16 protein-coding genes and 1 pseudogene are annotated in these 24,868 nt (G+C 70.2%); 12 read left to right on the plus strand and 5 right to left on the minus strand.

The window, feature by feature from the left end; genetic code table 11:
• The 3 genes from A9X04_RS25820 to cobG form a co-directional block, all read right to left on the minus strand.
• Window positions 1-506: SAM-dependent methyltransferase (locus A9X04_RS25820; RefSeq protein WP_231985822.1), on the minus strand; the 506-nt coding region annotated here is incomplete at its 3' end.
• The gene (locus tag A9X04_RS25825; protein ID WP_067926954.1) at window positions 503-1,129 is read right to left on the minus strand and encodes a precorrin-8X methylmutase; all 627 of its coding nucleotides are present in this window, start codon (window positions 1,127-1,129) and stop codon (window positions 503-505) included. The genes A9X04_RS25825 and A9X04_RS25820, both read right to left, overlap by 4 nt.
• 4 nt (window positions 1,130-1,133) lie before the next feature.
• On the minus strand, window positions 1,134-2,231 hold the full coding sequence (gene cobG, locus A9X04_RS25830) for a precorrin-3B synthase (RefSeq protein WP_067926956.1): 1,098 nt from the start codon (window positions 2,229-2,231) through the stop codon (window positions 1,134-1,136).
• Between the two features lie 90 nt (window positions 2,232-2,321).
• Between cobG and A9X04_RS25835 the strand changes: the two genes are divergently transcribed.
• From A9X04_RS25835 to A9X04_RS25860, 7 genes are all read left to right on the plus strand, one after another.
• A complete protein-coding gene (locus A9X04_RS25835) occupies window positions 2,322-3,149 on the plus strand; it encodes an ABC transporter permease (RefSeq protein ID WP_067926959.1) in 828 nt (275 codons plus the stop codon).
• An 11-nt stretch (window positions 3,150-3,160) separates the two neighbouring features.
• Complete coding sequence (locus tag A9X04_RS25840) at window positions 3,161-3,919, plus strand: ABC transporter ATP-binding protein (RefSeq protein WP_067926962.1); 759 nt, start codon at window positions 3,161-3,163, stop codon at window positions 3,917-3,919.
• A 2-nt stretch (window positions 3,920-3,921) separates the two neighbouring features.
• A complete protein-coding gene (locus A9X04_RS25845; protein WP_067926964.1) occupies window positions 3,922-4,932 on the plus strand; it encodes an ABC transporter substrate-binding protein in 1,011 nt (336 codons plus the stop codon).
• Between the two features lie 83 nt (window positions 4,933-5,015).
• The gene (locus A9X04_RS30630) at window positions 5,016-5,162 is read left to right on the plus strand and encodes a hypothetical protein (protein WP_156751939.1); all 147 of its coding nucleotides are present in this window, start codon (window positions 5,016-5,018) and stop codon (window positions 5,160-5,162) included.
• Window positions 5,163-5,204: 42 nt separating this feature from the next.
• Complete coding sequence (locus A9X04_RS25850) at window positions 5,205-5,873, plus strand: S9 family peptidase (RefSeq protein ID WP_067926994.1); 669 nt, start codon at window positions 5,205-5,207, stop codon at window positions 5,871-5,873.
• A gap of 3 nt (window positions 5,874-5,876) precedes the next feature.
• On the plus strand, window positions 5,877-9,485 hold the full coding sequence (cobN, locus tag A9X04_RS25855; RefSeq protein WP_067926967.1) for a cobaltochelatase subunit CobN: 3,609 nt from the start codon (window positions 5,877-5,879) through the stop codon (window positions 9,483-9,485).
• 19 nt (window positions 9,486-9,504) lie between these two features.
• A complete protein-coding gene (locus A9X04_RS25860) occupies window positions 9,505-9,900 on the plus strand; it encodes a PPOX class F420-dependent oxidoreductase (RefSeq protein ID WP_067926970.1) in 396 nt (131 codons plus the stop codon).
• A 61-nt stretch (window positions 9,901-9,961) separates the two neighbouring features.
• Here A9X04_RS25860 and A9X04_RS25865 read toward each other — a convergent pair whose 3' ends face one another.
• Complete coding sequence (locus tag A9X04_RS25865) at window positions 9,962-10,663, minus strand: dienelactone hydrolase family protein (RefSeq protein WP_067926973.1); 702 nt, start codon at window positions 10,661-10,663, stop codon at window positions 9,962-9,964.
• A gap of 73 nt (window positions 10,664-10,736) precedes the next feature.
• Between A9X04_RS25865 and A9X04_RS25870 the strand changes: the two genes are divergently transcribed.
• The 3 genes and pseudogenes from A9X04_RS25870 to lnt all read left to right on the plus strand — a co-directional run bounded on the left by A9X04_RS25870 (window position 10,737) and on the right by lnt (window position 15,822).
• Window positions 10,737-11,285 (plus strand): FxsA family protein, encoded by a 549-nt coding sequence (locus A9X04_RS25870; RefSeq protein ID WP_067926976.1) that lies wholly within the window; start codon window positions 10,737-10,739, stop codon window positions 11,283-11,285.
• Window positions 11,286-11,317: 32 nt separating this feature from the next.
• Window positions 11,318-12,922 (plus strand): amidohydrolase, encoded by a 1,605-nt coding sequence (locus tag A9X04_RS25875; RefSeq protein ID WP_067926978.1) that lies wholly within the window; start codon window positions 11,318-11,320, stop codon window positions 12,920-12,922.
• Window positions 12,915-15,822: pseudogene (gene lnt / locus A9X04_RS25880) on the plus strand (apolipoprotein N-acyltransferase). The gene A9X04_RS25875 and the pseudogene lnt overlap by 8 nt, the downstream one beginning before the upstream one ends.
• On the opposite strand, the gene rbpA reads toward lnt, so the two are convergent.
• Complete coding sequence (gene rbpA / locus A9X04_RS25890; RefSeq protein WP_067926986.1) at window positions 15,797-16,132, minus strand: RNA polymerase-binding protein RbpA; 336 nt, start codon at window positions 16,130-16,132, stop codon at window positions 15,797-15,799. The pseudogene lnt and the gene rbpA sit on opposite strands and share 26 nt — an antisense overlap.
• A 171-nt stretch (window positions 16,133-16,303) precedes the next feature.
• On the opposite strand from rbpA, the gene A9X04_RS25895 reads away from it, so the two are divergent.
• Window positions 16,304-16,654, plus strand: coding sequence for a hypothetical protein (locus A9X04_RS25895; RefSeq protein ID WP_082975257.1), 351 nt, complete (start codon window positions 16,304-16,306; stop codon window positions 16,652-16,654).
• A 338-nt stretch (window positions 16,655-16,992) separates the two neighbouring features.
• A partial coding sequence (locus A9X04_RS25900) for a type I polyketide synthase (protein ID WP_156764539.1) occupies window positions 16,993-24,868 on the plus strand: 7,876 nt, incomplete at its 3' end.

Raw genomic sequence — 24,868 nt, forward strand, 5'->3', positions numbered from 1 at the left:
GGCAGGGTGCCCGGCAGCACCGACAGCACCTCGTCGCCGGCGACCAACGGGGTCGCGATGGCCGCGGAGGCGGCGCTCACCGACGTCACACCCGGCACGATGACGGCGTCGAACCGCTCGGTCAGCCGGGTGTGCAGATGCATGTACGAGCTGTAGAACAGCGGGTCACCCTCGGCGAGCAGCGCCACATTGCGGCCGGCGTCGAGGTGGGCGGCGATGCGGGCGGCGGCTTCGACGTAGAAGTCCTCCAGCGCACCGGCGTAGCCGCCGGGATGGTCGGTCACCTCGGTGGTCACCGGGTAAATCAGGTGCTCCTCGATCTGGCCGGGCCGCAGGTAGGGCTCGGCGATGCCGCGCGCGATGCTGCGGCCGTGCCGGGCGCTGTGGTAGGCCACCACGTCGGCCTGGCCGATCACCCGGGCCGCCTTGACAGTGACCAGTTCGGGGTCGCCGGGTCCCAGCCCGACACCCCAGAGCGTGCCTCTCCGGTTGGCCTGGTCGGTCATTCGCGATCGCTCGCGATCGCGTTGACGGCGGCGGCGGCCATTGCGCTGCCGCCGCGACGGCCCCGCACCACCAGATACGACATCCCGCGTGGGCGGTCGATGAGCTCCTGCTTGGACTGTGCCGACCCGACGAATCCGACCGGGCCGCCCAGCACACCCGCCGGCGGGGAGACTCCTTCGTCGATCAGCTCGAGCAGGCGGAACAGGGCGGTGGGCGCGTTGCCGATCGCCAACACGGCGCCCGACAGCCGGTCGGCCCACAGCTCCACCCCGGCGGCCGACCGAGTGGTGTGCCGGCGCGCGGCCAGCTCCGGGGCGCGCGGGTCGGCCACCAGCGACACCACTTCGTTGCCGGCCGGTAGCCGCGCGCCGGTGATCCCGGCGGCCACCATCGACGAGTCGCACAGCACCGGGGCGCCGCCGCGCAGGGCTGCGCCGACGCGGCCGACGACGTCGTCGGTGAACGCGACATGCTCGGCGACGTCGACCTGCCCGCAGGTGTGGATCAACCGGACCACGACGCGCGCGACGTCGTCCGGGAACCGGGCCAGGTCGGCTTCGGCGCGGATGGTCGCGAACGACTGGCGATAGATCTCCGCCGCGTCGCGGATGTAGTCGAGCACCCGATTACCGTAGCTGGCGGTATCCGTCGCCGGTCGCCACCAGCACCTCGCCCTCGAGCGGGCTGCCGCAGGCGCGGTCGCAACCAACGAAGTGGCGATGCACTCCCGAATCCTCGTCGAGTGCCCGGGCGGCGTCGGCCCGAACGTCGGAGGCCGAGTGCGCGCACCCGGGGCTTCCGGTGCAGGCGCTGACGTTGAGCCAGGGCGAGTTCTCGTCGAACACCAGACCCAACGGCGCCAGCACCCGCAGCGCGACGTCCGCGACGGCCTCGTCGAGATCGCACACCAGCACCGACCGCCACGGAGTGATCACCACCGGCGCCTCGATCGCCGCGAGGTACTCCGCGACGTGGGCGGGCAGCACCCCCCGCGGCACGGCGGCGCCGAGCGCCACGCGGCCGTCGTCCTGGTCGATCCAGCCGACCGGCGGCCTGGTAACCGCGGCAAAGGGGGTGGCGTCGAGCTCGGCGCCGGGGAGCAGGCTTGCGATATCGTCCAATTCCTTGACACGCCAAGCGGTTCCGCGCGTGAACGCGAAACGCGTCGCGATGATGACCAGCGTCTCGATCACCTCGCCGGCGCTGAGCCGGACACCGGTGTCGCGCCCGGCCAGCAGCAGCGCGTAGCCGTCGGGGAACGCGTGCACGCCGACGTCGGCGCACAGGCCGGACACGTCGGCGCGCCCGTCGTCAAGGCCGAACCAGAACCGGCCGCCGAGCTCGGCGAGGCCGGGCTCGGCGCAGATCGCCGCGTCCAGCTCGGAGACCCACGGCCCGACATCGGCGTTGCCGCCGGCCCGGCCGGACAGCGGCGACGCGACGATGTTGCGGACGCGCTCATGGGTCGCCGACGGCAACAGCCCGGCATCGGCGATCGCCGCGGCCGCCGCCGGCACGTCGGTGATCCCACGCACCTGCACATTGGCGCGCGCGGTGAGCTCCAGCGTCGCCGAGCCGTATTCGCCGGCCACCCGCGCCAGCGCGGCCAGCTGAGCCGCCGTCAGCGTGCCGCCGGGTAGCCGGACGCGCGCCAGGGCGCCGTCGGCCGCCCGGTGCACCTGCAGCGCACCCGGGCAGGCGTCAGTGCCGCGCGTCCTGGCCACCCGTCCACCGTACGGCCATTACGTTCTGCATTGCCTTCAGCCAGAGGCAAACCCTTACCGAGGTGCCGGTCGCGCCATAGCGTCGGCCCAGTGAGCACTGCCACCGCGCTCAACGCTGCCACGAAGCATCCCGGCGGCTCCGCACCCACCGCGCCCAGCGGGCTATGGGAGCGCCGCAAATGGGAAGTCGTGCGCATCGCGTCCCCGCTGGCGTTGCTCGCGCTGTGGCAGTTGGGCAGCGCGATCGATGTCATTCCGCCGGATGTGCTTCCCGCTCCCTCGTTGATCGTCGAGGCCGGCTTGGAGTTGACCCGCAACGGCCAGCTCGCGGACGCGCTGCACGTCTCCGCCGTCCGCGTTGTCGAGGGGCTCCTGCTGGGCGGCGTCATCGGGATCGTCGCGGGCGCCGCGGTCGGCCTATCCCGCTGGGTCGAATCGACCGTGGACCCGCCCATGCAGATGATCCGCGCACTGCCACACCTGGGTTTGATCCCGCTGTTCATTCTTTGGTTCGGGATCGGCGAGTTGCCCAAAGTGCTGCTCGTCGCGTTGGGTGTGGCCTTCCCCTTGTACCTCAACACCTTTTCGGCGATCCGTCAGGTTGACCCGAAAATGGTCGAAACCGCTCAGGTGCTGGGGTTTTCGCTGTATCAGCGGTTCAGCCGGATTCTCGTACCCAGCACCGCGCCGCAGGTATTGGTCGGCTTCCGGCAGTCACTGGCGATCGCGTGGCTGACCTTGATCGTGGCAGAGCAGATCAACGCCGACAAGGGGATTGGCTTCCTCATCAACAATGCGCGCGACTTTCTGCGCATCGACATCATCATCTTCGGGCTGACCGTCTATGCGTTGCTGGGCATCACCACCGACACGGTCGTACGCCTGCTCGAACGCCGCGCCCTGCGCTACCAACACTGAAAGGTTCGGGCTTGACACTCATCGCAGAATCCGGCGCAGCTCGGCGAGCGCTGCGTACCGAGATCGCCGGCGAGCTGCGCCACGTCGACAAGTGGTACGGCAGCCGCCATGTGCTCAAAGACGTTTCGGTGCGCGTAGGAAGCGGCGAGATCGTTGCACTGGTCGGGCGCAGCGGCTCGGGAAAGTCCACAGTCCTGCGGGTACTGGCCGGCCTCTCGCGTGACCACACGGGCGATCGGGTGGTGGCCGGGGCCCCGGCGTTGGCATTCCAGGAGCCGCGCCTTTTGCCATGGCGTGACGTGCGAACCAATGTCGGATATGGCCTGAACCGCAACCGGCTTCCGCGGGCTCTCGTTCGGCAACGCGCTGATCAGGCACTGATCGACGTAGGGCTGGCCGACCACGCCGACGCCTGGCCGCTGACCCTTTCCGGCGGCCAGGCGCAACGTGTTTCGCTGGCCCGGGCGCTTGTCGCCGAACCGCAGCTGCTCCTGCTCGATGAACCGTTCGGGGCGCTGGACGCGCTGACGCGGCTGACGATGCACGCCCTGCTGCTGCAGCTGTGGCGCGAGCACGAGTTTGGCGTACTCCTGGTGACGCATGACGTCGACGAAGCGGTGGCACTGGCCGACCGTGTCCTGGTCCTCGAGGAAGGGCGGGTCGTTCACACATTGGCGATCGACGAGCCTCGCCGCGTGCCCGGAGACCCAGGGGCTCACAGCGCGCGGCATCGTGCCGAGTTGCTGGATCGCCTTGGGGTGCGGCTGTAGCCATGTGGCGAGGTTTCGTGGCGCTGACCGCGGCAGTCGGGCTTGTGTTGACCGGATGCGTTTCCCGCGCAGGTAATTCGGGCCCGGCCGCGGCTCCTGCTGCGGTGCCATTGTCGGAGTTGTCGGGTCTCACGCTGCAGGTCGGGGATCAGAAAGGAGGCACCGAAGCGCTGCTGCGTTCCGCTGGGCAGCTGGACAAGCTGCCCTACCGGATCGCGTTCTCGACGTTCACATCCGGGCCGCCGCAGGTGGAGGCGGCCACCGCCGGCAAGATCGACTTCGCGATCACCGGTAATACTCCACCGATTTTCGGGGCGGCCAGCAACGCAAAGATCAAGGCGGTTTCCGCATACGGCGGGGGCGGTGCGGGCAATCGCATTCTGGTACACGCCGACTCACCGATCACGTCGGTCACCGACCTACGCGGCAAGACGATCGCGGTTGCCAAAGGCAGCTCATCCCATGCGAACCTGTTGGCGCAGCTGGAAAAGGCGGGACTAAAGCCCGTCGAGGTGAAGTTCGTGTTCCTGCAACCCGCCGACGCTCTTTCGGCCTTCAGTCAGCGCCAGGCCGACGCGTGGGCCATCTGGGATCCCTACACTGCGCAGGCCGAACAGCAGATCCCGGTGCGCAGCATTGCCGAGGCGCAGGGGGTGACCAACGGCGACTGGATTGGTGTAGCGTCCGACCAGGCGCTGGCCGATCCGAAACGCAACACCGCGCTGTCCGACCTGTTGGTCCGGTTTGAAAGGGCCGTGCAGTGGGCCAGGTCGCACCCGCAGGAATGGGCCCAAAACTATGCTGCCGCAGTCGGATTGGACCCACGAGTTGCTGCGGTGGCCGAGGCTCGCAGCCTGCGTCTACCGACCGAGCTCGGTGACGAGGTGGTCGCCTCGGAACAGAAGCTGGCCAACCTTTTTGCGGCGGCGGGCCAGCTTCAATCGTCGCCCCGGTTTTCCAACTGGGTCGACCGTCGATTCAATGAGGTATTACGACAAGGCCTCGTCAGCTGAACTCGGGGGATGAATGTCGGCAAAGTTCTTTGGTTTTTGCCCACCACGGGTTTTCGCCCACCACGGGTGACAGCCGGTCGATCGTGGGGGGATCACACGCGTCGCCGCACCACTCAGTCCCGGCGAGCCATCGCAACGAATTCATCCTGTCGGGGCATCCCCACCTCGAAGAGGCGTACTGGTTCGCCGAGGGCGTGCTGCCGATCCTGCGCGGGAAAGGCGTGGCCTGATCGGCAGTTTGTGGCCGTGCCATCCGGGGCATCCCCGTGCCCGTGGAGACGCTGGAGTACGGCCCGGGACGTCTCGTGGATGTCTACGGCGATGCGACGCAACCCACCGTCCTGTTGTGGCACGGCATGCAGACCGATGCCCGCGCTGCCTTCCGTCCTCTCGCCGGCATGCTCGCTGAGCACGGCGCGTCGGCGGTGGTGCCGGACTGGAACTCGCACGCCGACGACGGCGGCCGCGCCGATCTGCTGGGATCGCTGGATTTCGCACGCGATTTCGCGAGTCGGGGCAACCGCATCGTCCTCGTCGGGTGGTCGATGGGAGGTGCGGCCGCGGCGGCCGTCGCACTCAGCGGCGACGCGCAACTGGCGCACACCGTCTGCCTGGCGGGCGCTTTCATGGTCCCCGACCCGATTTTCGGTCGACGTGCCACCGAGCACCTCTCGGCGCAGCGCATCGGCGCGCCGTTCCTGCTGCTGCACGGCCGGGCCGACGACGCCGTCCCCGTCACGGCCAGCAGGGAGTTCGCCACGGCCCTCGACCGGGTCGGCTGGCCGGTCGAATTGGTGGAGTTGGCCGCCGACCACGGATCCGTCGCCGGCGCCGACTACGACCCGAACGCGGATCGCTACGTGCCGGGGAAGAGCGAGGAGGCGCTGCGGGTGGCCGGAGAGGTCGCCGCCCGGGTCGCGGCGACCCTGCTGTACGAATGAGGGGTGGCTGAGCCGACCATCCTGCTGCTGTCGACATCCGACACGGACCTGATCAGCGCCCGTGCCAGCGGCAAGAACTATCGGTGGGCCAACCCGTCGCGCCTGGACGAAAGCGTGGGGACACCTCCCGCTTGCGGGGGACTGCCCGAGCCGCTGGCCGGGCTATTGGAGGATGCCGCGATCGTCGTGGTGCGAATCCTCGGCGGCTACCGCGCGTGGCAGAGCGGCATCGACACGGTCCTCGCCAGCGGCGTGCCGACGGTGTTGGTCAGCGGCGAGCAGGCCGCCGACGCCGAGTTGACCGGCCTGTCCACGCTGGCGGCCGGCATCGCGGTCCAGTCGCACATTTATCTGGCGCACGGCGGCGTGGAGAACCTGCGCCAGCTGCACGCCTTCCTGTCCGACACCGTCCTGATGACCGGGTTCGGCTTCGGCCCGCCGGTGGTCACACCGACCTGGGGCGAGCTGGAGCGACCCACCACCGACGCTGACGGCCCCACGATCGCCGTCCTGTATTACCGCGCGCAGCAACTGGCGGGCAACACCGGCTACGTCGAGGCGCTGTGCCGGGCCATCGAGGACGCCGGCGGGCGGCCGCTGCCGGTCTACTGTGCGTCGCTGCGCACCGCCGAACCCGAACTGCTGCAACGGCTTGGCGACGCCGACGCCATGGTGGTCACCGTCCTGGCCGCCGGGGGACTGAAGCCGGCCGCGGTGTCCGCCGGCGGCGATGATGACAGCTGGAACGTCGAACACCTGGCGGCCCTTGACGTTCCGATCCTGCAGGGATTGTGCCTGACCAGCTCTCGGGCCCAGTGGAGCGCAAACGACGACGGGCTCAGCCCACTGGACGTGGCCACCCAGGTGGCGGTGCCCGAGTTCGACGGCCGCATCATCACGGTCCCGTTCTCCTTCAAGGAGATCGACGACGACGGGTTGATCGCCTACGTCGCCGACCCGGAACGATGCGCCCGGGTCGCGGGCCTGGCGGTCCGGCACGCCCGGCTGCGCCACGTCGCCCCCGCCGACAAGCGGGTGGCCCTGGTGTTCTCGGCCTACCCGACCAAGCACGCCCGCATCGGCAACGCGGTGGGCCTGGACACCCCGGCCAGCGCGGTCGCGCTGCTGCGGGCCATGCGCGAGCGCGGCTATCAGGTGGGCGAGGTGCCCGGGGTCGAGGCCGGCGACGGTGACGCCCTGATCCACGCGCTGATCGAACGCGGCGGCCAGGACCCCGACTGGCTCACCGACGGGCAGCTGGCCGGCAATCCGATCAGGTTGTCCGCCAAGGACTACCGCGACTGGTTCGACACCCTGCCCGCCGAGCTGACGGACGCGGTGACACGGCACTGGGGTCCGCCGCCCGGCGACCTCTTCGTGGATCGCACGCAAGACCCCGACGGCGAAATCGTCATCGCCGCCATGCAGGCGGGCAACCTGGTGCTGATGGTGCAGCCGCCCCGCGGATTCGGGGAGAACCCGGTGGCGATCTACCACGACCCGGACCTGCCGCCCAGCCACCACTATCTGGCCGCCTACCGCTGGCTGGACACGGGTTTCGGTGCGCACGCGATAGTGCACCTGGGCAAGCACGGCAACCTGGAGTGGCTGCCCGGGAAGACGCTGGGCATGTCGGCGGCCTGCGGATCCGACGCGGCGCTGGGCGACCTGCCGCTGATCTACCCCTTCCTGGTCAATGACCCGGGCGAGGGCACCCAGGCCAAGAGGCGGGCGCACGCGGTGCTGGTCGATCACCTCATCCCGCCGATGGCGCGCGCCGAAACCTACGGCGACATCGCCCGTCTGGAGCAGCTGCTCGACGAGCACGCCAACGTCGCCGCGCTGGACCCCGGCAAGCTGCCCGCGATCCGCCAACAGATCTGGACGCTGATTCGGGCCGCCAAGATGGACCACGACCTCGGGCTGACCGAGCGGCCCCCGGAGGACTCCTTCGACGACATGCTGCTGCACGTCGACGGCTGGCTCTGCGAGATCAAGGACGTGCAGATCCGCGACGGCCTGCACATCCTGGGTCAAAAGCCCTCGGGGGAAACCGAACTCGACCTGGTGCTGGCGATACTGCGGGCCCGCCAACTGTTCGGCGGCGAGAAGGCCATTCCCGGCCTGCGGCAGGCGCTGGGCTTGGCCGAGGACGGCACCGACGAGCGGTCGGCGGTCGACCGGGCCGAGTCCGCCGCCCGGGAACTCGTCGCCGCGCTGCAGGTCAGCGGTTGGGATCCCGACGCCGTCGACCGGATCACCGAGAATCCGGACGTGGCAAGGGTCTTGCGGTTTGCGGCAACCGAGGTGGTGCCCCGGCTCGCCGGCACCGCCGCCGAAATCGACCAGGTGCTCAACGCGTTGGACGGCCACTTCATCGCGGCCGGCCCGTCGGGATCGCCGCTGCGCGGCCTGGTGAACGTGCTGCCCACCGGCCGCAACTTCTACTCCGTGGATCCCAAGGCGGTGCCGTCGCGGCTGGCGTGGGAAGCCGGGGTTGCCCTGGCGGATTCGCTGCTGGCCCGCTACCGCAACGACCATGGGCGGTGGCCGCAATCGGTGGGGCTGTCGGTGTGGGGCACGTCGGCGATGCGCACGGCCGGCGACGATATCGCCGAAGTGCTTGCGCTGCTCGGGGTTCGGCCCGTCTGGGACGACGCGTCGCGGCGCGTCGTCGATCTCACGCCCATTCCGCCGGCCGAGTTGGGCCGCCCGCGTATTGACGTCACCGTGCGGATCTCGGGCTTCTTCCGGGACGCCTTCCCGCACGTGGTGACGATGCTCGACGACGCGGTGCAGCTGGTGGCTGGCCTCGACGAGTCCGCCGACGACAACTACGTGCGCGCGCACGCCCAGGCCGACCTGGCCCAGCATGGCGACCAAAGGCGCTCCACGACAAGGATTTTCGGATCCAAGCCCGGCACCTACGGGGCGGGGCTGTTGCAGCTGATCGACAGCCGCAACTGGCGCGACGACGCCGACCTGGCGCAGGTGTACACCGCGTGGGGCGGCTTCGCCTACGGCCGCGACCTGGACGGCCGCGAGGCGGTCGACGACATGAACCGCCAGTACCGGCGCATTGCGGTGGCCGCCAAGAACACCGACACCCGTGAACACGACATCGCCGATTCCGACGACTACTTCCAATATCACGGCGGCATGGTGGCGACGGTCCGGGCGTTGACCGGCCAGGCCCCGGCCGCCTATATCGGCGACAACACCCGGCCCGACGCGATCCGTACCCGCACCCTGTCCGAGGAGACCACGCGGGTGTTCCGCGCCCGCGTCGTCAATCCACGCTGGATGGCGGCGATGCGCCGGCACGGCTACAAGGGCGCGTTCGAGATGGCGGCGACCGTGGACTACCTGTTCGGGTACGACGCGACCGCCGGGGTGATGGCCGACTGGATGTACGAACAGCTCACCGAGCGCTACGTGCTGGATCCCGAGAACCGCAAGTTCATGGCCGAATCCAACCCGTGGGCGCTACACGGGATGGCCGAACGGCTGCTGGAGGCCGCCGGCCGCGGCATGTGGGAACAGCCGCAGCTGGAGACCATCGACGGGCTGCGCCAGGCGCTGTTGGAAACCGAGGGCGACCTGGAGGGCTGACCGGCGGTAGGTTGTTACCGTGACGCCCACCTTCGCCGATCTCGCCAAGGCGCAGTACATCCTGCTGACCACCTTCACCAAGGACGGCAAGCCCAAGCCGACGCCGATCTGGGCGGCTTTGGACACGCTCAGCGGGGACCGGCTCCTGGTCATCACCCAGGAAAAGTCGTGGAAGGTCAAGCGGATCCGCAACACCCCGCGCGTCACCCTGGCGACCTGCACCATGCAGGGCAAACCGACGAGCGAGGCCGTCGAAGGCACCGCCGCCGTCCTCGACGCGTCGCACACCCCGGCCGTCTACGACGCGATCGGGAAGCGGTACGGCATCGTGGGCAAGGTGTTCAACTTCTTCAGCAAGCTGCGCGGCGGCATGGAAAACAACGTCGGGCTCGAGCTCAGGGTGGCGCCGGCCTGACGCAGGCGACACGCGCACGTCAGCGACGGCGTTGTCGCGAAAGTTGGTGTGCCCGAAGGCCTTACGTCCCGGACGCCAGATGTTCGCCGAAGAATGCGAAGACCCGCCTCCACGCGTCCTCGGTGGCGGCCTCGTCGTAGCCGAAACCGGCGATTCGGTTGAGCGGCTGGCCTGGGAGCTTGTTGGCGAAACTGTGCCCGACGCCGGGGTAGACCTTGATATCGGCGGTGATGTTCTTACTGGCGGTCACCTTGCGCAGCTTTTCGGGGGCGCCCCTGCCCAGCGGGTCGCGACTGCCGAAGCTCGCCACGATCGGGCAGGCCCCTTCGAGGGTCTTGTCGAGGTTGCGGGGCAGGGGAGTGCCATAGAACGGGGCGGAGGCGCCGAAACCCTTGGGCGACATCACCAGTGCGAACTGGCCGCCCATGCAGAAGCCCGCGACGCCGACCTCACCGGTGCATTCGGGCATGGCCCGCAAGTGATCGCGGGCGGCCAGGATGTCGTCGAGGGCACGGCCGCGCTGCGTCTGCAGCTCTTTCATGACCCGGGTGATACAGCGGATGCGCCCGCCCCGCGCGTACATGTTCGGGGTGATCGCGACGTAGCCGGCATCGGCGATGCGCTTGTTCGTCGATTCCTTGTCGCTGCGGTAGCCGACGATGTCGTGGATCACCACCACGCCGGGCCACGGGCCCTGACCGGTGGGGAGGTCGAGCAGCGCGTCGATCGGTCCGTCGGGGGTGTCGATCTCAATCGTCGTCATGTCGTCATCTAACTGCAATCGGCCCGGACACCACCATGGGAACTTCGGCTCGGCCGGCGCACGTTGGCCAGACATGTTGTCACGGCTGTTTCTGGTCTACGCCGTCGTGGAGCTGGCGGCGATCACCGCCCTGGTTGCGACGATCGGGTGGGGTTGGACGCTGCTGGCGCTGGCGGGCAGCCTGCTGCTCGGCTGGGGGCTCTTGTTGCCGATGTCGGGCTCGCACCTGCTCCGCCAGCTCGGGCACCTGCGGTCCGGCCTCGCCGAGCGGCGTACGGCGGTGCGGGACGGGACGTTGGTCACGCTGGGCGCCCTGCTCGTCGTGATACCCGGGCCGGTCACCACGGTGTTGGGACTCCTGCTGCTGGTGCGGCCCGTCCGGTCGGCCGTCGGCCCGGGGCTGGCCGCGCTCGCGATGCGCGGCCTGCGGCGGCGGATGCCGCTGCTCGCCGAGACGGCGTTGTTCGGTGCCGGTGTGCCCCGCGGTGGCGCCGCGCCGGGCGACGGCTACCTCGGCGGCTACATCGAGGGCGAGGTCGTGGACGTCCGGGACATCCGGCCGCCCGCCCTGCCGAACGAGCCGGTGCGTGGCGGGTACCCGGGGCGGCCCGCCTGGGACTGAACACCGGCCGCCGGCACACGTAGTTTTGCCCTGTGAGCGAGACGTCCACCACGCTGCTGGTCAACGGCCGGGTGTATAGCCCGACCCATCCCGACGCCACCGCCGTGGCGGTGCGGGGCGACGTCGTCGCGTGGCTGGGCGGCGATGACGTCGGCCGCAGCCTGTTTCCCGGCGCCGACATCGAGGACTTGGACGGCGGTTTCGTGGCGCCGGGGTTCGTCGACAGCCACATCCATCTGACCGCGACCGGCCTGACGCTCAGCGGACTGGACCTGCGAGGGGCGCGCTCGCGGGAGCACTGCATCCAAATGATCGCCGACTACGCGGCGGCCCACCCGGGCCGGCCCGTGTGGGGGCATGGCTGGGATGAGTCGTCGTGGCCGGAGAACAGGCCGCCGGACACCGCCGACCTCGACACCGTCCTCGGTTCTCGGCCCGCCTATCTGACCAGAGTTGACGTCCACTCCGCGATCGCCTCCACCGGCTTGCGCCGGCTGGTCGCGGACCTACCAGCGGCGGCGGGCTTCGCCCCCGACCGGCCGCTCACCGGCGACGCGCACCACCTGGTCCGCGCCGTTGCCCGCGACCTGCTGACGCCCGACCAGCTGACCGAGGCCCGGACGGCCGCCCTTTCGGCCGCCGCGGCGGCCGGCATCGTCGCGGTGCACGAATGCGCCGGGCCCGAGATCGGCGGCCTGGACGACTGGCTGCAGCTGCGGTCCCTCGATCACGGCGTCGAGGTGATCGGCTACTGGGGCGAGGCGGTCAGCACGCCGGAGCGGGCGCGCGCGCTTGTCGAGCAGACCGGAGCCCGCGGGCTGGCCGGTGACCTGTTCGTCGACGGCGCGCTGGGGTCACGCACCGCCTGGCTGCACGAGCCGTACGCCGACGCCACGGACCGGCTCGGCACCTGCTACCTCGACCCCGACGCCATCGAGGCGCACCTGCGGGCCTGCACCGAAGCGGAGGTGACCGCGGGCTTCCACGTCATCGGCGACGCCGCCGTCTCGGCGGTGGTCACCGCCTTCGAACGGGTCGTCGCGCGGCTCGGAGGGGCGGCCGTCGCCCGGTGCGGTCACCGCCTCGAGCACGTCGAAATGGTCACCGCCGAGCAAGCCACCCAACTTGGGCAATGGGGCGTCATCGCCAGCGTGCAGCCCAACTTCGACGCGCTGTGGGGCGGCGCCGACGGCATGTACGCGCGGCGCCTCGGCGCCCAGCGAGGCAGCCGGCTCAACCCGCTTGCGCTGTTAGCATCCCAAGGCGTGCCCCTCGCCCTAGGTTCCGACGCACCGGTCACGGGCCTCGACCCGTGGGCGAGCGTGCGGGCGGCGGCCACCCATCGAACCCCCGGCAGCGCGATCTCCGCGCGGGCCGCGTTCGCCGCCGCGACCCGCGGTGGCTGGCGGGCCGCCGGCGTCCGCGACGGCACGACGGGAACGCTGGTGCCGGGCGCCCCGGCCTCCTACGCCGTCTGGGACGCGGGACCCTTGGACGTCCACGCACCCCGCGACGCCGTCGCGCGCTGGTCGACCGACCCGCGCGCCCGGGTGCCGGCCCTACCGCGCCTGGGCCCGACCGATGCCCTGCCACGCTGCCGTCGAACTGTGCACCGGGGCGCTGTCATCCATGGCTAGGGAATGGTTCGGCCGAAGGGACGGTCCCGACCGGGCCGACCAACTCGGCCCGGTGGACGACGGCCCCGCGCCGCACCCGGACACCGATCCGATCAGCGACGAAGCCGAATCAGAGCGCGACGACGAGCCCGTCGACGTCCAACCGCAGTCTGCCCCCGAGCCCGAGCCCGAGCCCGACGACGGCGTCGACGCCCCGGAACCCGGCGCCCCGGCGCTGGCGGACCGCCTGGGCCGCGCGCGGCGGCGAGTGTCGGCGCGGCTGCCCGGCGTGCGGGCCGCCCTGCTGCCGCGGCTGACCCGGTTGGCGTGCGCCGTGGCCGGCGGTGTGCTGCTGTACACCAGCTTCCCGTCGCTGAACTGGTGGTGGGGCGCGGTTGTGGCCGCCGCGCTGCTGGCCTGGGCGCTCAAGCACCCGGCGACGACGCCGGCGGGCGGCTTGGGCTACGGGTTCCTGTTCGGCCTGGCGTTCTATCTGCCGCTGCTGCCCTGGATCAGCCTGCTCGTCGGCGCCGTGCCCTGGATGGCGTTGGCCATGACGTGTGCGCTGTTTCCCGCGCTGTTCGGCCTGTGCGCCGTGGTCGTGCGCCGGCTGCCGGGCTGGCCCGTCTGGTTCGCGCTGGTGTGGACGGCACAGGAGTGGCTGAAATCAACCGTCCCGTTCGGCGGCTTCCCGTGGGGCGTGGTGGCCTTCGGCCAGGCGCAGGGCCCCTTCCTGCCCTTGGCCCAGCTCGGCGGTCCCGCGTTGCTCTCGATGGCGATCGTGCTGGTGGGCTTCAGCGCGACCGCCATCGAGCTCGAGATCGTGAAATGGTGGCGCACCGGCAATCGGGCGCACCGCGGCGGCGACGAACCGGCGAAAGCCGATGCGGCACCGCCGGCGGTGGTGCTGCCGGGCGTCTGCATCTGCCTGGTCTTGTTCGTGTCCGTCATCGTCTGGCCCCAGGTCCGGCACGCCGGCACGGGATCGGGCGGCGAGCCCTCGGTCACCGTGGCGGTGGTGCAGGGCAACGTGCCGCGGCTCGGCCTCGACTTCAACGCGCAGCGCCGCGCGGTGCTCGACAACCACGTGCGCGAGACGCTGCACCTGGCGGAGGACGTGCGCTCCGGACAGGCGCCGCAACCGCAATTCGTCATCTGGCCGGAGGACTCATCGGACATCGATCCCTTGGTGAACGTCGACGCCGCGCTGGAGATATCCCAGGCCGCGACCGCGATCGGCGCGCCGATCCTGATCGGTACCGTGTCCGAACTGCCCGGCAGCCCGCCGGAGAATCCGCAATACACCAACACCATGATCGTGTGGAACCCGGCGACCGGACCGGCCGATCGGCACGACAAGGAAATCGTGCAGCCATTCGGCGAATACCTGCCGATGCCCTGGCTCTTCAGGCACCTTTCCAGCTACGCCGACCGCGCCGGGAACATGGTGCCCCGCCCGGGCCGGGACATCGTGCACATCGCCGGGGTGCCGGTCGGGGTGGCCACCTGCTGGGAAGTGATCTTCGACCGCGTCCCGCGCAACGCGGTCCGCAACGGCGCCCAGTTGCTGGCCGTTCCGAGCAACAACGCCACTTTCAACAAGACGATGAGCGAACAACAGCTGGGTTTCGCCAAGGTGCGGGCCGTTGAACACGATCGATACGTGGTGGTCGCCGGCACCACCGGGATCAGCGCGGTGATCGCACCGGACGGGGCCGAGCTGGTGCGCACCGACTTCTTCCAGCCCGATTACCTGGATATGCAGGTTCGCCTGAAGACCAAGCTGACGCCGGCCACCCGCTGGGGCCCGCTGTTGCAATGGCTCCTGGTCGGGACGGCCGGGGCGGCAATCTTGGCCGGGATACGGCAGAATGGTTGGTTCGTGCGTTCGATTCGTCGGAGGTCCAAGGGTCCGGACGGATCCTCGGACGCCGGCACGCCCCCAGGCGAAACCCCACCCGGCGAGGCGGACAGTCCTCCCGAGGAGGGCGGAGACCAGGCGCCGCCGGATGACGAGGGTGACTACACTCCGCTCCACGAGGGCGGCCGACGACCGTCGCGTAATTTCGGGCGACACAGAGGAGCTACATGACCACCGGCCAGCCGGCGCCCCGGGACTCGGGAAGTCGTCCCAGCGAGCGCGTCCTGGTGATCATTCCCACCTACAACGAGCGGGAGAACCTGCCGGTGATCCACCGGCGGTTGAAGGACGCCTGTCCCCACGTGCACCTGCTCATCGTCGACGACAGCAGCCCCGACGGCACCGGCGAGCTCGCCGAGGAACTGGCAGCCGCAGACGCGGGTCGTACCCACGTCATGCACCGCACGGCCAAGGACGGGCTGGGCGCGGCGTACCTGGCGGGCTTCGCCTGGGGACTGAGCCGCGACTACTCCGTGTTGGTGGAGATGGACGCCGACGGCAGCCACGCGCCCGAACAGCTGCACCGCCTGCTGGACGCCATCGACGCCGGAGCCGACCTGGCCATCGGTTCCCGCTACGTCGAAGGCGGCTCAGTGCGGAACTGGCCGTGGCGACGCTGGGCGCTATCGTGGACGGCCAACACCTATGCGCGCGTCGCGCTGGGCATCGGTGTGCACGACATCACCGCCGGCTACCGTGCGTACCGCCGCGAAGTCCTCGAGGCGATCGGCCTCGACGCGGTGGACTCCAAGGGCTACTGCTTCCAGATCGACCTGACCTGGCGCACGGTGTGCAACGGGTTCGTCATCGCCGAGGTGCCGATCACCTTCACCGAGCGTGAACTGGGCGTCTCCAAGATGAGCGGCTCGAACATCCGCGAGGCGCTGGTAAAGGTCACCCGATGGGGCATCGAGGGCCGCAAGACTCGCGCCGGCACCCAGCGCGCGGACAACCGCAGCTAAAGCGGTCTGAGGTCAGCCGCGGCGGCGTGACCGGATGATTTCGAGCCGCTCCTTGAGCAGCTCTTCGAGCTCTTCGACGCTGCGCCGTTCCAGCAACATGTCCCAGTGCGTGCGCGGCGGCTTCACCTTCTTCGGCTCGGGCAGGTCGCCCTCGATCAGGGTGCCTTCCAAGCCGTTGCGGCACAGCCAGGTGCCGGGAATTTCGGCGTCGTCGGCGAAGGGGACCTCGAACTCTTCGCCGTTCTCGGTGCGGTACTTCGCGAGCTGACGTGGTGCAAGGTCGTGGTTGCGGTCGGTCTCGTAGCTCACGGCTCCGAGGCGACTGCCCCTAAGGACGCGATCAGCCATGTTGCTACTCCTCTAGGTCTTTTCGAACTTTCGGGCTGCTGTAGTGCAATTCTGTCCCGCTTGGCAAACGTCGCGGCGCTCGGCGTAGTTCCCGGCTCGGTGGCCGGCGTACGCGACGCGGCCTTCAATGATACCGGGATCGCCGCGCGAACCCGACTAAAGTCGGCAGCCGTGAGCCGTCGCACCCATCCGCAACCCTGCCGCTGGTGCGGTCGAGACGTGTCCGACGCGGGGATGGGACGCCGCCGCCAGTACTGCCGGCAGTCGTGCCGGCAGCGGGCGTACGAACAGCGCGCCTCGTTGACCCGGGGGCCCGCAGTGGCGCTGCCTCCTGACGCGGTGGTCCTGTCGGCCGACGACGCGGTCGACCTGTCCGACCGGGTCTACCAGGTGCGGTGCGCGGCCGAGGACGTCGCGACCGCCCTCGAAGAAGGGGCCCGGCCCGCCGAACTGCGCGAATTGTGCGACGTGCTGATCCGAGCCGCCCGGGCGGCCGACGGCTGGCGCCGGGCCGGTGTCTGACCCGTCCTGACCACGATCGATGCTCAGCCGGGTACAGTCGCGCCATGGAAGGCGCGTCAGTTGTATCCCGGCCTGGCGGGACCCGGACGGTCCCCGGCACCCGCGGGCGCAACGGCGCGTTTTCGATCCCCGTGGACAAGGCGTTCCTCACGCCCAAGCCGGTCCTCCTGTAGCAGCCGGGAGCATCGGACGTTTTGAAATCCCGTCGGAGTTGGCGATACTCACCAGCGACATTCTTGGGCCGGAGAGCGGCACGACATCGCATCGTGCAGCAATTTCCGTGACTCGGCGAGAGTCGCATCAGGGCATCTGACGGCCAAGTTAGGCGAGAGGTAGTGATGGTGGATCAACTCCAGCATGCGACCGAAGCGCTGCGCAAAGCGCTGGTCCAGGTCGAACGCCTGAAACGCACCAACCGTGCGCTGCTGGAGCGGTCGAGCGAGCCGATCGCGATCGTCGGGATGTCCTGCCGTTTCCCTGGCGGAGTCGAGACACCGGAAGACCTGTGGCGGATGGTCGCCGACGGCCGCGACGTGATCACGGACTTCCCCAGCGATCGCGGCTGGGACCTGGCGAGCCTGTACGACCCGGACCCCGACGCGCGCCACAAGACCTACGCGAAGACCGGTGGTTTCGTCGGCGGTGTGGCCGACTTCGATCCGGCCTTCTTCGGGATCGCTCCGAGCGAGGCGCTCGCGATGGACCCGCAGCATCGGATGCTGTTGGAACTGTCCTGGGAGGCGCTGGAGCGGGGCGGGATCGACCCCAGCGGGCTGCGCGGCAGCGCGACCGGTGTGTTCGCCGGCCTCATCGTCCAGGGCTACGGCATGCTCGCCGAGGAGATCGAGGGCTACCGACTGACCGGCATGACCTCCAGTGTCGCCTCGGGCCGGGTGTCGTACGTGCTGGGGCTCGAGGGCCCGGCGGTGTCGGTGGACACGGCCTGTTCGTCGTCATTGGTCGCGCTGCACATGGCGGTGCAGTCGCTGCGTTCGGGGGAGTGCGACCTGGCGCTGGCCGGCGGCGCGACCGTCAACGCCACCCCGACGGTCTTCGTCGAATTCAGTCGCCACCGCGGGCTGGCCCCCGATGGCCGGTCCAAGGCTTACGCCGGGGCGGCCGACGGCGTCGGCTGGTCGGAGGGCGGCGCGATGCTGGTCGTCGAGCGGCTCTCGGACGCCCGGCGGTTGGGCCATCCGGTGCTGGCGCTGGTGCGCGGATCGGCGGTCAACCAGGACGGGGCATCGAATGGGTTGACCGCGCCGAACGGCCCCTCGCAGCAGCGGGTGGTGCGTGCGGCGCTGGCCAATGCAGGCCTGTCGGCGGCGGACGTGGATGTGGTGGAAGGCCACGGCACGGGCACGACGCTGGGTGACCCGATCGAGGCGCAGGCGTTGCTGGCGACCTACGGGCAGGACCGGTCCCAGCCGCTCTGGCTGGGGTCGATCAAGTCGAACATGGGCCACACGCAGGCGGCGGCGGGTGTGGCCGGCGTGATCAAGATGGTTCAGGGCATGCGCCACGAAATGCTGCCGGCGACCTTGCATGTGGACGTGCCCAGCCCGCACGTCGACTGGTCGGCGGGATCGGTGTCGTTGCTGACCGAGGCGCAGCCGTGGCCCGCCGGGCACCGGGTGCAACGCGCCGGTGTGTCCTCGTTCGGGATCAGCGGCACCAACGCACACGTGATCATCGAGGCGGCCCCCGCGCCCGAGCCGCGCGAGGACCACCCGACACCCGTGGCTGTGCCGTGGGCGGTGTCGGCGAAATCCTTGTCGGCGTTGAGGTCCCAGGCCGCCCGGCTGGCCGCGCATGTGCGCGGGCGCGGTGAGCTCGACATCGCCGACGTGGCCTGGACGCTGGCGGGCCGCGCGACCTTCGAGCATCGGGCCGTCGTCATCGGTGGCGACCGGGACCGGTTGCTGGCGGGGCTGGACGAGCTGGCCGGCGATGAGCTGGCGGGGTCGGTCGTTCAGGGCAGCGCGGGACCCGCCGGCAAGAACGTCTTCGTGTTTCCCGGCCAAGGTTCTCAATGGCTGGGCATGGGCGTCGAATTGCTCGACACCGCACCGGTTTTCGCCCAGCAGATCAACGCGTGCGAGGAGGCGTTCGCCGAATTCGTCGACTGGTCGCTGATCGACGTCCTGCGCGGCGCGCCCGGGGCTCCGGGGATGGATCGCGTAGACGTGGTCCAGCCCGTGCTGTTCGCGGTGATGGTGTCGCTGGCCGAACTGTGGAAATCGGTCGGCGTCAACCCGGACGCGGTGATCGGCCACTCACAGGGTGAGATCGCCGCGGCGTATGTCGCCGGCGCCCTGTCGCTGCGCGACGCCGCCCGGGTGGTCACGTTGCGCAGCAAGCTGTTGCGGTCACTGGCGCACTCCGGGGGCATGCTGTCGATCGCCTGCAGCACCGAGCGGGCACGAGAGTTGTTGGCGCCCTATGGCAACCGGGTCAGCATCGCGGCCGTCAACGGCCGGTCGGCGGTGGTGGTGTCGGGCGAGGTGGCCGCGCTGGATGAACTCGCCGGATTCTGCGCCGACCTCGAGCTGCGCAGCCGCCGGATCGACGTGGACTACGCGTCACACTCGGTCGAGGTCGAGGCCATTCGCGACGAGCTGATCGAGGCGCTGGCCGGTATCGAACCGAGTTCCTCGCGTGTCGCCTTCTTCTCCACGGTGACCGGAAATCGTTTGGACACCGCCGGTTTGGATGCCGCCTACTGGTATCGCAATATCCGGCAGACCGTGCAGTTCGACCAGGCGGTGCGCGCCGCCTGCGAGCACGGGTACCGCACGTTCGTCGAATCCAGTCCGCACCCCGCGCTGATCGCCGGCATCGAAGACACCTGCAACGACTGCGCCTCCGGCGATGCCGCGGCGATCGTCGTTCCCACCCTGGGCCGCGATGACGGCGGCCTCGAGCGATTCCTGGCGTCGGCCGCCGCCGCGTTCGTGGCGGGGGTGAGCGTGAACTGGCGCGGCCTCCTGGCCGGCGCGAGCTTCGTGGAGCTGCCGACGTACGCCTTTGACCGGCGCAGGTTTTGGCTGTCGGGCGAGGGCGTCGGGGCCGACGCCGCGGGCCTCGGGCTGGGCGCAAGCGAGCACGCGTTGCTCAGCGCTGTCGTGGAGTTGCCGGCGTCGGGCGGGGTGCTGCTGACGGGTCGGCTGTCGCCCAGCCTGCAGGGCTGGCTGGCCGATCACGCGGTCTCCGGGGCCGCGGTGTTCCCGGGCGCGGGGTTCGTCGAGCTGGCGATCCGGGCCGGCGACCAGGTCGGCTGTTCGGTGGTCGACGAACTGACGTTGCAGGCGCCCCTGATGCTGCCCGCCGCCAGTTCCGTTGCGGTGCAAGTGGTTGTCGGTCCCGGCGAGGAATCCGGCCGGCGTCCCGTCTCAGTGTTCTCCCGGGCCGACGCCGGTTCGGGCTGGGTGTGCCACGCGGAGGGAGTGTTGAGCTCCCGTTCGATCGAGCCGAGCGCCGACCTGTCGGTGTGGCCGCCCGCGGGCGCGGTCGCGGTGGACGTGGCCGACGGCTACGACCGGCTGGCGGCCCACGGATACGGCTACGGCCCGGCGTTCCGGGGATTGACCGCGATGTGGATCCGCGGCGACGAGGTGTTCGCCGAGGTGCGGCTGCCGGACGCGGCCGGAGGCGTCGGTGGCTTCGGGGTGCACCCCGCGTTGCTCGACGCGGCGATGCACGCCGTCATCATGGCGCAGCAGGCGGCGGGCCGGCCTGTCGACGTGATGCTGCCCTTCTCGTGGCAGGACGTTTCGTTGCACGCCGCCGGTGCGACCGCGGTGCGCGGCCGCATCGCGCCGGTGAATCCAGCGGCGGGCGGCGGCGCCACCGCGATCTCGATCGAGCTCGCCGACGGTCTGGGATTGCCGGTGTTGTCGGTGGGTGCAATGGTTGCCCGCCCGGTGACCGAGCGGCAGCTGCGTGCGGCGGTGTCGAGTTCTGGCCCCGAGCGGCTGTTCGAGGTGGCGTGGTCGCCGGCCACCGCGTCGGCGACCGGCCCCGCGCCGTCCTACGAAATACTGGAATCGCTTGCCGAAGAACAGGATCCGGTCAGCGCAACGTATGAGCGCACGCATCGGGCGCTGACCGCGGTGCAGGCGTGGCTGACCGAACGTGACTCCGGTGTGCTGATCGTGGCGACTCGCGGCGCCGTGGGACTGCCCGGCGAGGACATCGGCGACCTGCCCGGCGCGGCGGTGTGGGGTCTGGTGCGTTCGGCGCAGACGGAACACCCCGGCCGCATGGTCCTGGTGGATTCCGATGTGCCGCTGGATGATCGGGCCGCCGCGTCGGCGCTCGCCGCGGGGGAGCCGCAGGTGTTGCTGCGCGATGGCCAGGTCCACACGGCGCGGGTGCGGCCCAGCCGCGCCGCCGACGATCTCCTGGTGCCCCCGGCCGAGGGACCCTGGCGATTGGGCATCGGCAGCGCCGGAACCTTCGAAAACCTGCGGCTGGAGCCGGTTCCCAGCGCCGACGCGCCCCTGGAGCCCGGTCAGGTGCGGGTCGCACTGCGCGCTATCGCGGCCAACTTCCGCGACATCATGATCACCCTGGGCATGTTCACCCATGACGCGCTGCTCGGCGGTGAAGGCGCCGGCGTGGTGACCGAGGTCGGTCCGGGCGTCACCGAATTCGCCGTCGGCGACTCGGTTTACGGATTCTTCCCGGACGGGAGCGGCACGTTGGTCCCCGGCGACGTGCGGCTGCTGCAGCCGATGCCTGCGGACTGGTCCTACGCCGAGGCCGCCGCCATCTCGGCCGTCTTCACCACCGCGTACATGGCGTTCGTGCACCTGGCGGATGTCAAGCCGGGCCAACGCGTGCTGGTGCACGCCGCGGCCGGCGGTGTCGGCATGGCCGCGGTCCAGTTGGGCCGCCATTTGGGTCTGGAGATCTTCGCGACGGCCAGCAAGGGCAAGTGGGACACGTTGCGGGCCATGGGCTTCGACGAGGACCACATCTCGGATTCCCGCAGCCTCGAGTTCGAGGAGAAGTTTCGCGCGGTGACCGGTGGCCGCGGGATGGATGTGGTGCTGGATTCGCTGGCGGGTGACTTCGTGGACGCGTCACTGCGGCTGGTGGCCCCGGGCGGCGTGTTCCTGGAGATGGGCAAGACCGACATCCGCGACCCCGGCGTGATCGCCCAGGAGTATCCGGGTGTGCGCTACCGCGCCTTCGACCTTTTCGAGCCCGGCCGGCCCCGGATGCACCAGTGGATGATCGAGTTGGCCGGGTTGTTCGACGCCGGTGTGCTGAGCCCGTTGCCGGTCACCACGTTCGACATCCGGCGTGCCCGTGCGGCGTTGCGGTACCTGAGCCAGGCGCGCCACATCGGCAAGGTCGTCATGACGGTCCCGGACGCGCCGGCGGCAGGCACCGTGCTGATCACGGGTGGGACCGGAATGGCGGGTTCGACGCTGGCCCGCCACTTGGTGAGGCACCACGGGGTACAGAACCTGGTGTTGTTGAGCCGCAGCGGTCCCGACGCGCCCGGGTCGGCCGAGCTGATCGCCGAACTGGAGGAAGCCGGGGCGCGGGTGCGCGCGGTCGCGTGCGACGCCGCCGACCGGCAGGCCCTGGCCTCGGTGATCGGCGAGATTCCGGCGGCGCACCCACTCACCGGGGTGGTTCACGCCGCCGGTGTGCTCGACGACGCGGTGGTCACGTCGTTGACCCCGGAACGCGTCGATGCCGTGTTGCGCGCCAAGGTCGATGCCGCCTGGAACCTGCACGAGCTCACCCGCGACCTCGACCTGTCGATGTTCGTCATGTTCTCCTCGATGGCCGGGCTGGTGGGGTCTTCGGGGCAGGCCAACTACGCGGCGGCCAACTCCTTCCTGGACGGGCTGGCCGCGCATCGACGCGCCCACGGGTTGCCGGCGATCTCGCTGGGCTGGGGGTTGTGGGATCAGGCCAGCGCCATGACCGGTGGGCTCGACGCCGCCGACCTCGCCCGGCTCGGCCGCGACGGCATCCTGGCCTTGTCGTCGGGCGAGGCGATGGAGTTGTTCGACACCGCGCTGATCGTCGACGAGCCGTTCCTGGCGCCCGCCCGCATCGACCTGACCGCGTTGCGTGCCCACGCCGCCGCGGTCCCGCCCATGTTCGCCGACCTGGTCAACGCGCCCGCGCGGCGCCAGGTCGACGACTCGCTGGCCGCCGCGAAGTCGAAATCGGCTCTGGCCCACCGCCTGCACGGGCTGCCCGAACCAGAACAGCACGCCGTGCTGCTCGACCTGGTCCGCTCGCACATCGCCACCGTCCTGGGCAACACCACGCCGGAGGCGATCGACCCGGACAAGGCGTTCCAAGACCTGGGCTTCGACTCGCTGACCGCGGTCGAAATGCGCAACCGACTGAAAACCGCGACCGGACTGGCGCTTTCACCCACCCTGATCTTCGACTACCCGACACCCAATGGGCTGGCGGGCTACATCCGCGGCGAACTCGCCGGAATGCCACAGGAAATCACGCCCACCCCGGTGGTTCGCGCCGTCGGCGACGACCCGATCGTGATCGTCGGCATGGCCTGCCGCTATCCGGGCGGGGTGGATTCCCCCGACGACCTCTGGCAGATGCTGGTCGAGCGCCGCGACGTGCTCTCGGGCTTTCCCACCGACCGCGGCTGGGACCTGGCGGGCATCTACAACCCCGATCCCGACGTGCCGGGCACCTGCTATACCCGCACCGGCGGCTTCGTGGACGGCGTCGCGGACTTCGACCCCGCCTTCTTCGGCATCGCGCCCAGCGAGGCGCTGGCCATGGATCCCCAGCAGCGGATGTTCCTGGAGCTGTCGTGGGAAGCGTTGGAGCGGGCCGGAATCGAACCCGGCGCGTTGCGCGGCAGCGCGACCGGCATGTTCGCCGGGGTGTACACCCAGGGTTACGGCATGGGCGCCGCCCCGGCCGCGGAGGGCTTCCGCCTGACCGGGCAGTCGTCGAGTGTGGCATCGGGCCGCGTGTCGTACGTGCTGGGCTTGGAGGGGCCGGCGGTTTCAGTGGACACCGCGTGCTCGTCGTCGTTGGTCGCGTTGCACATGGCGGCGCAGTCGCTGCGTTCGGGGGAGTGCGATCTGGCGCTGGCCGGCGGCGTCACCGTCAACGCCACGCCCGACATCTTCGTGGAGTTCAGCCGCATGCGCGGGCTGTCCGCGGATGGCCGCTGCAAGGCGTACGCGGGGGCCGCCGACGGCACCGGTTTCTCCGAAGGCGGCGGCATGCTCGTGGTCGAGCGTCTCTCGGATGCGCGGCGGCTCGGCCACCCGGTGCTGGCGGTGGTGCGGGGATCGGCCATCAACCAAGACGGTGCGTCGAACGGGTTGACCGCGCCGAACGGCCCCTCGCAGCAGCGGGTGGTGCGTGCGGCGCTGGCCAGTGCCGGATTGTCCGCGGCCGAAATCGACGTGGTCGAAGGCCACGGCACGGGAACCACATTGGGCGATCCCATCGAGGCCCAGGCGTTGCTGGCCACCTACGGGCAGGACCGGTCCGAGCCGCTCCTGTTGGGTTCGATCAAGTCGAACATGGGCCACACGCAGGCCGCCGCCGGGGTGGCCGGCGTGATCAAGATGGTGCTCGCGATGCGCCACGGCTTGTTGCCGGCGACGCTGCACGTCGACGAACCCAGCCCGCACGTCGACTGGTCGGTGGGATCGGTGGAGCTGCTCACCGAGCCGCAGCCCTGGCCGGCGAACCGTGCGCGCCGGGCGGGCGTGTCGTCGTTCGGCATTAGTGGCACCAACGCGCACGTGATCATCGAGGCGGCACCCGTCGAGTCCACGCCGGTGGTGGAACACCGCACATTGCCGGTGGTGCCCTGGGCGGTGTCCGCAAAGTCGTTGCCGGCGTTGAGCTCCCAAGCCGGGCGGCTCGCCGAGCACCTGCGCCGGCGCAGCGACCTCGACGTCGGCGACGTGGCCTGGTCGCTGGCAGGCCGGTCGAACTTCGAGCACCGGGCGGTCGTCGTCGGTGCTGATCGTGACGAGTTACTGGCCGGCCTCGACGAGTTGGCCAGCGGCGAAGCCGGGTCGGTCGTGCAGGGCACGGCGACACCGGGCGGCAAGACCGTCTTCGTCTTCCCCGGCCAAGGCGCCCAGATACTGGGCATGGGAATGGGCCTGCACGCCGCGTACCCGGTGTTCGCCGAGGCGTTCAACACCGTCGTGGCCGAGCTCGACCGGCACCTGCTGCGTC

Origin of the sequence: Mycobacterium sp. E3247 (assembly GCF_001667785.1) — a bacterium.
Lineage (GTDB): Bacteria > Actinomycetota > Actinomycetes > Mycobacteriales > Mycobacteriaceae > Mycobacterium.

What these genes read in the sequence shown, in the direction of transcription:
- A9X04_RS25845 (WP_067926964.1), top strand. Translation starts at nt 3,922, where the DNA reads ATGTGGCGAGGTTTCGTGGCGCTGACCGCGGCAGTCGGGCTTGTGTTG.
- A9X04_RS25865 (WP_067926973.1), bottom strand. Translation starts at nt 10,663, where the DNA reads ATGACGACGATTGAGATCGACACCCCCGACGGACCGATCGACGCGCTG.
- A9X04_RS25870 (WP_067926976.1), top strand. Translation starts at nt 10,737, where the DNA reads ATGTTGTCACGGCTGTTTCTGGTCTACGCCGTCGTGGAGCTGGCGGCG.
- rbpA (WP_067926986.1), bottom strand. Translation starts at nt 16,132, where the DNA reads ATGGCTGATCGCGTCCTTAGGGGCAGTCGCCTCGGAGCCGTGAGCTAC.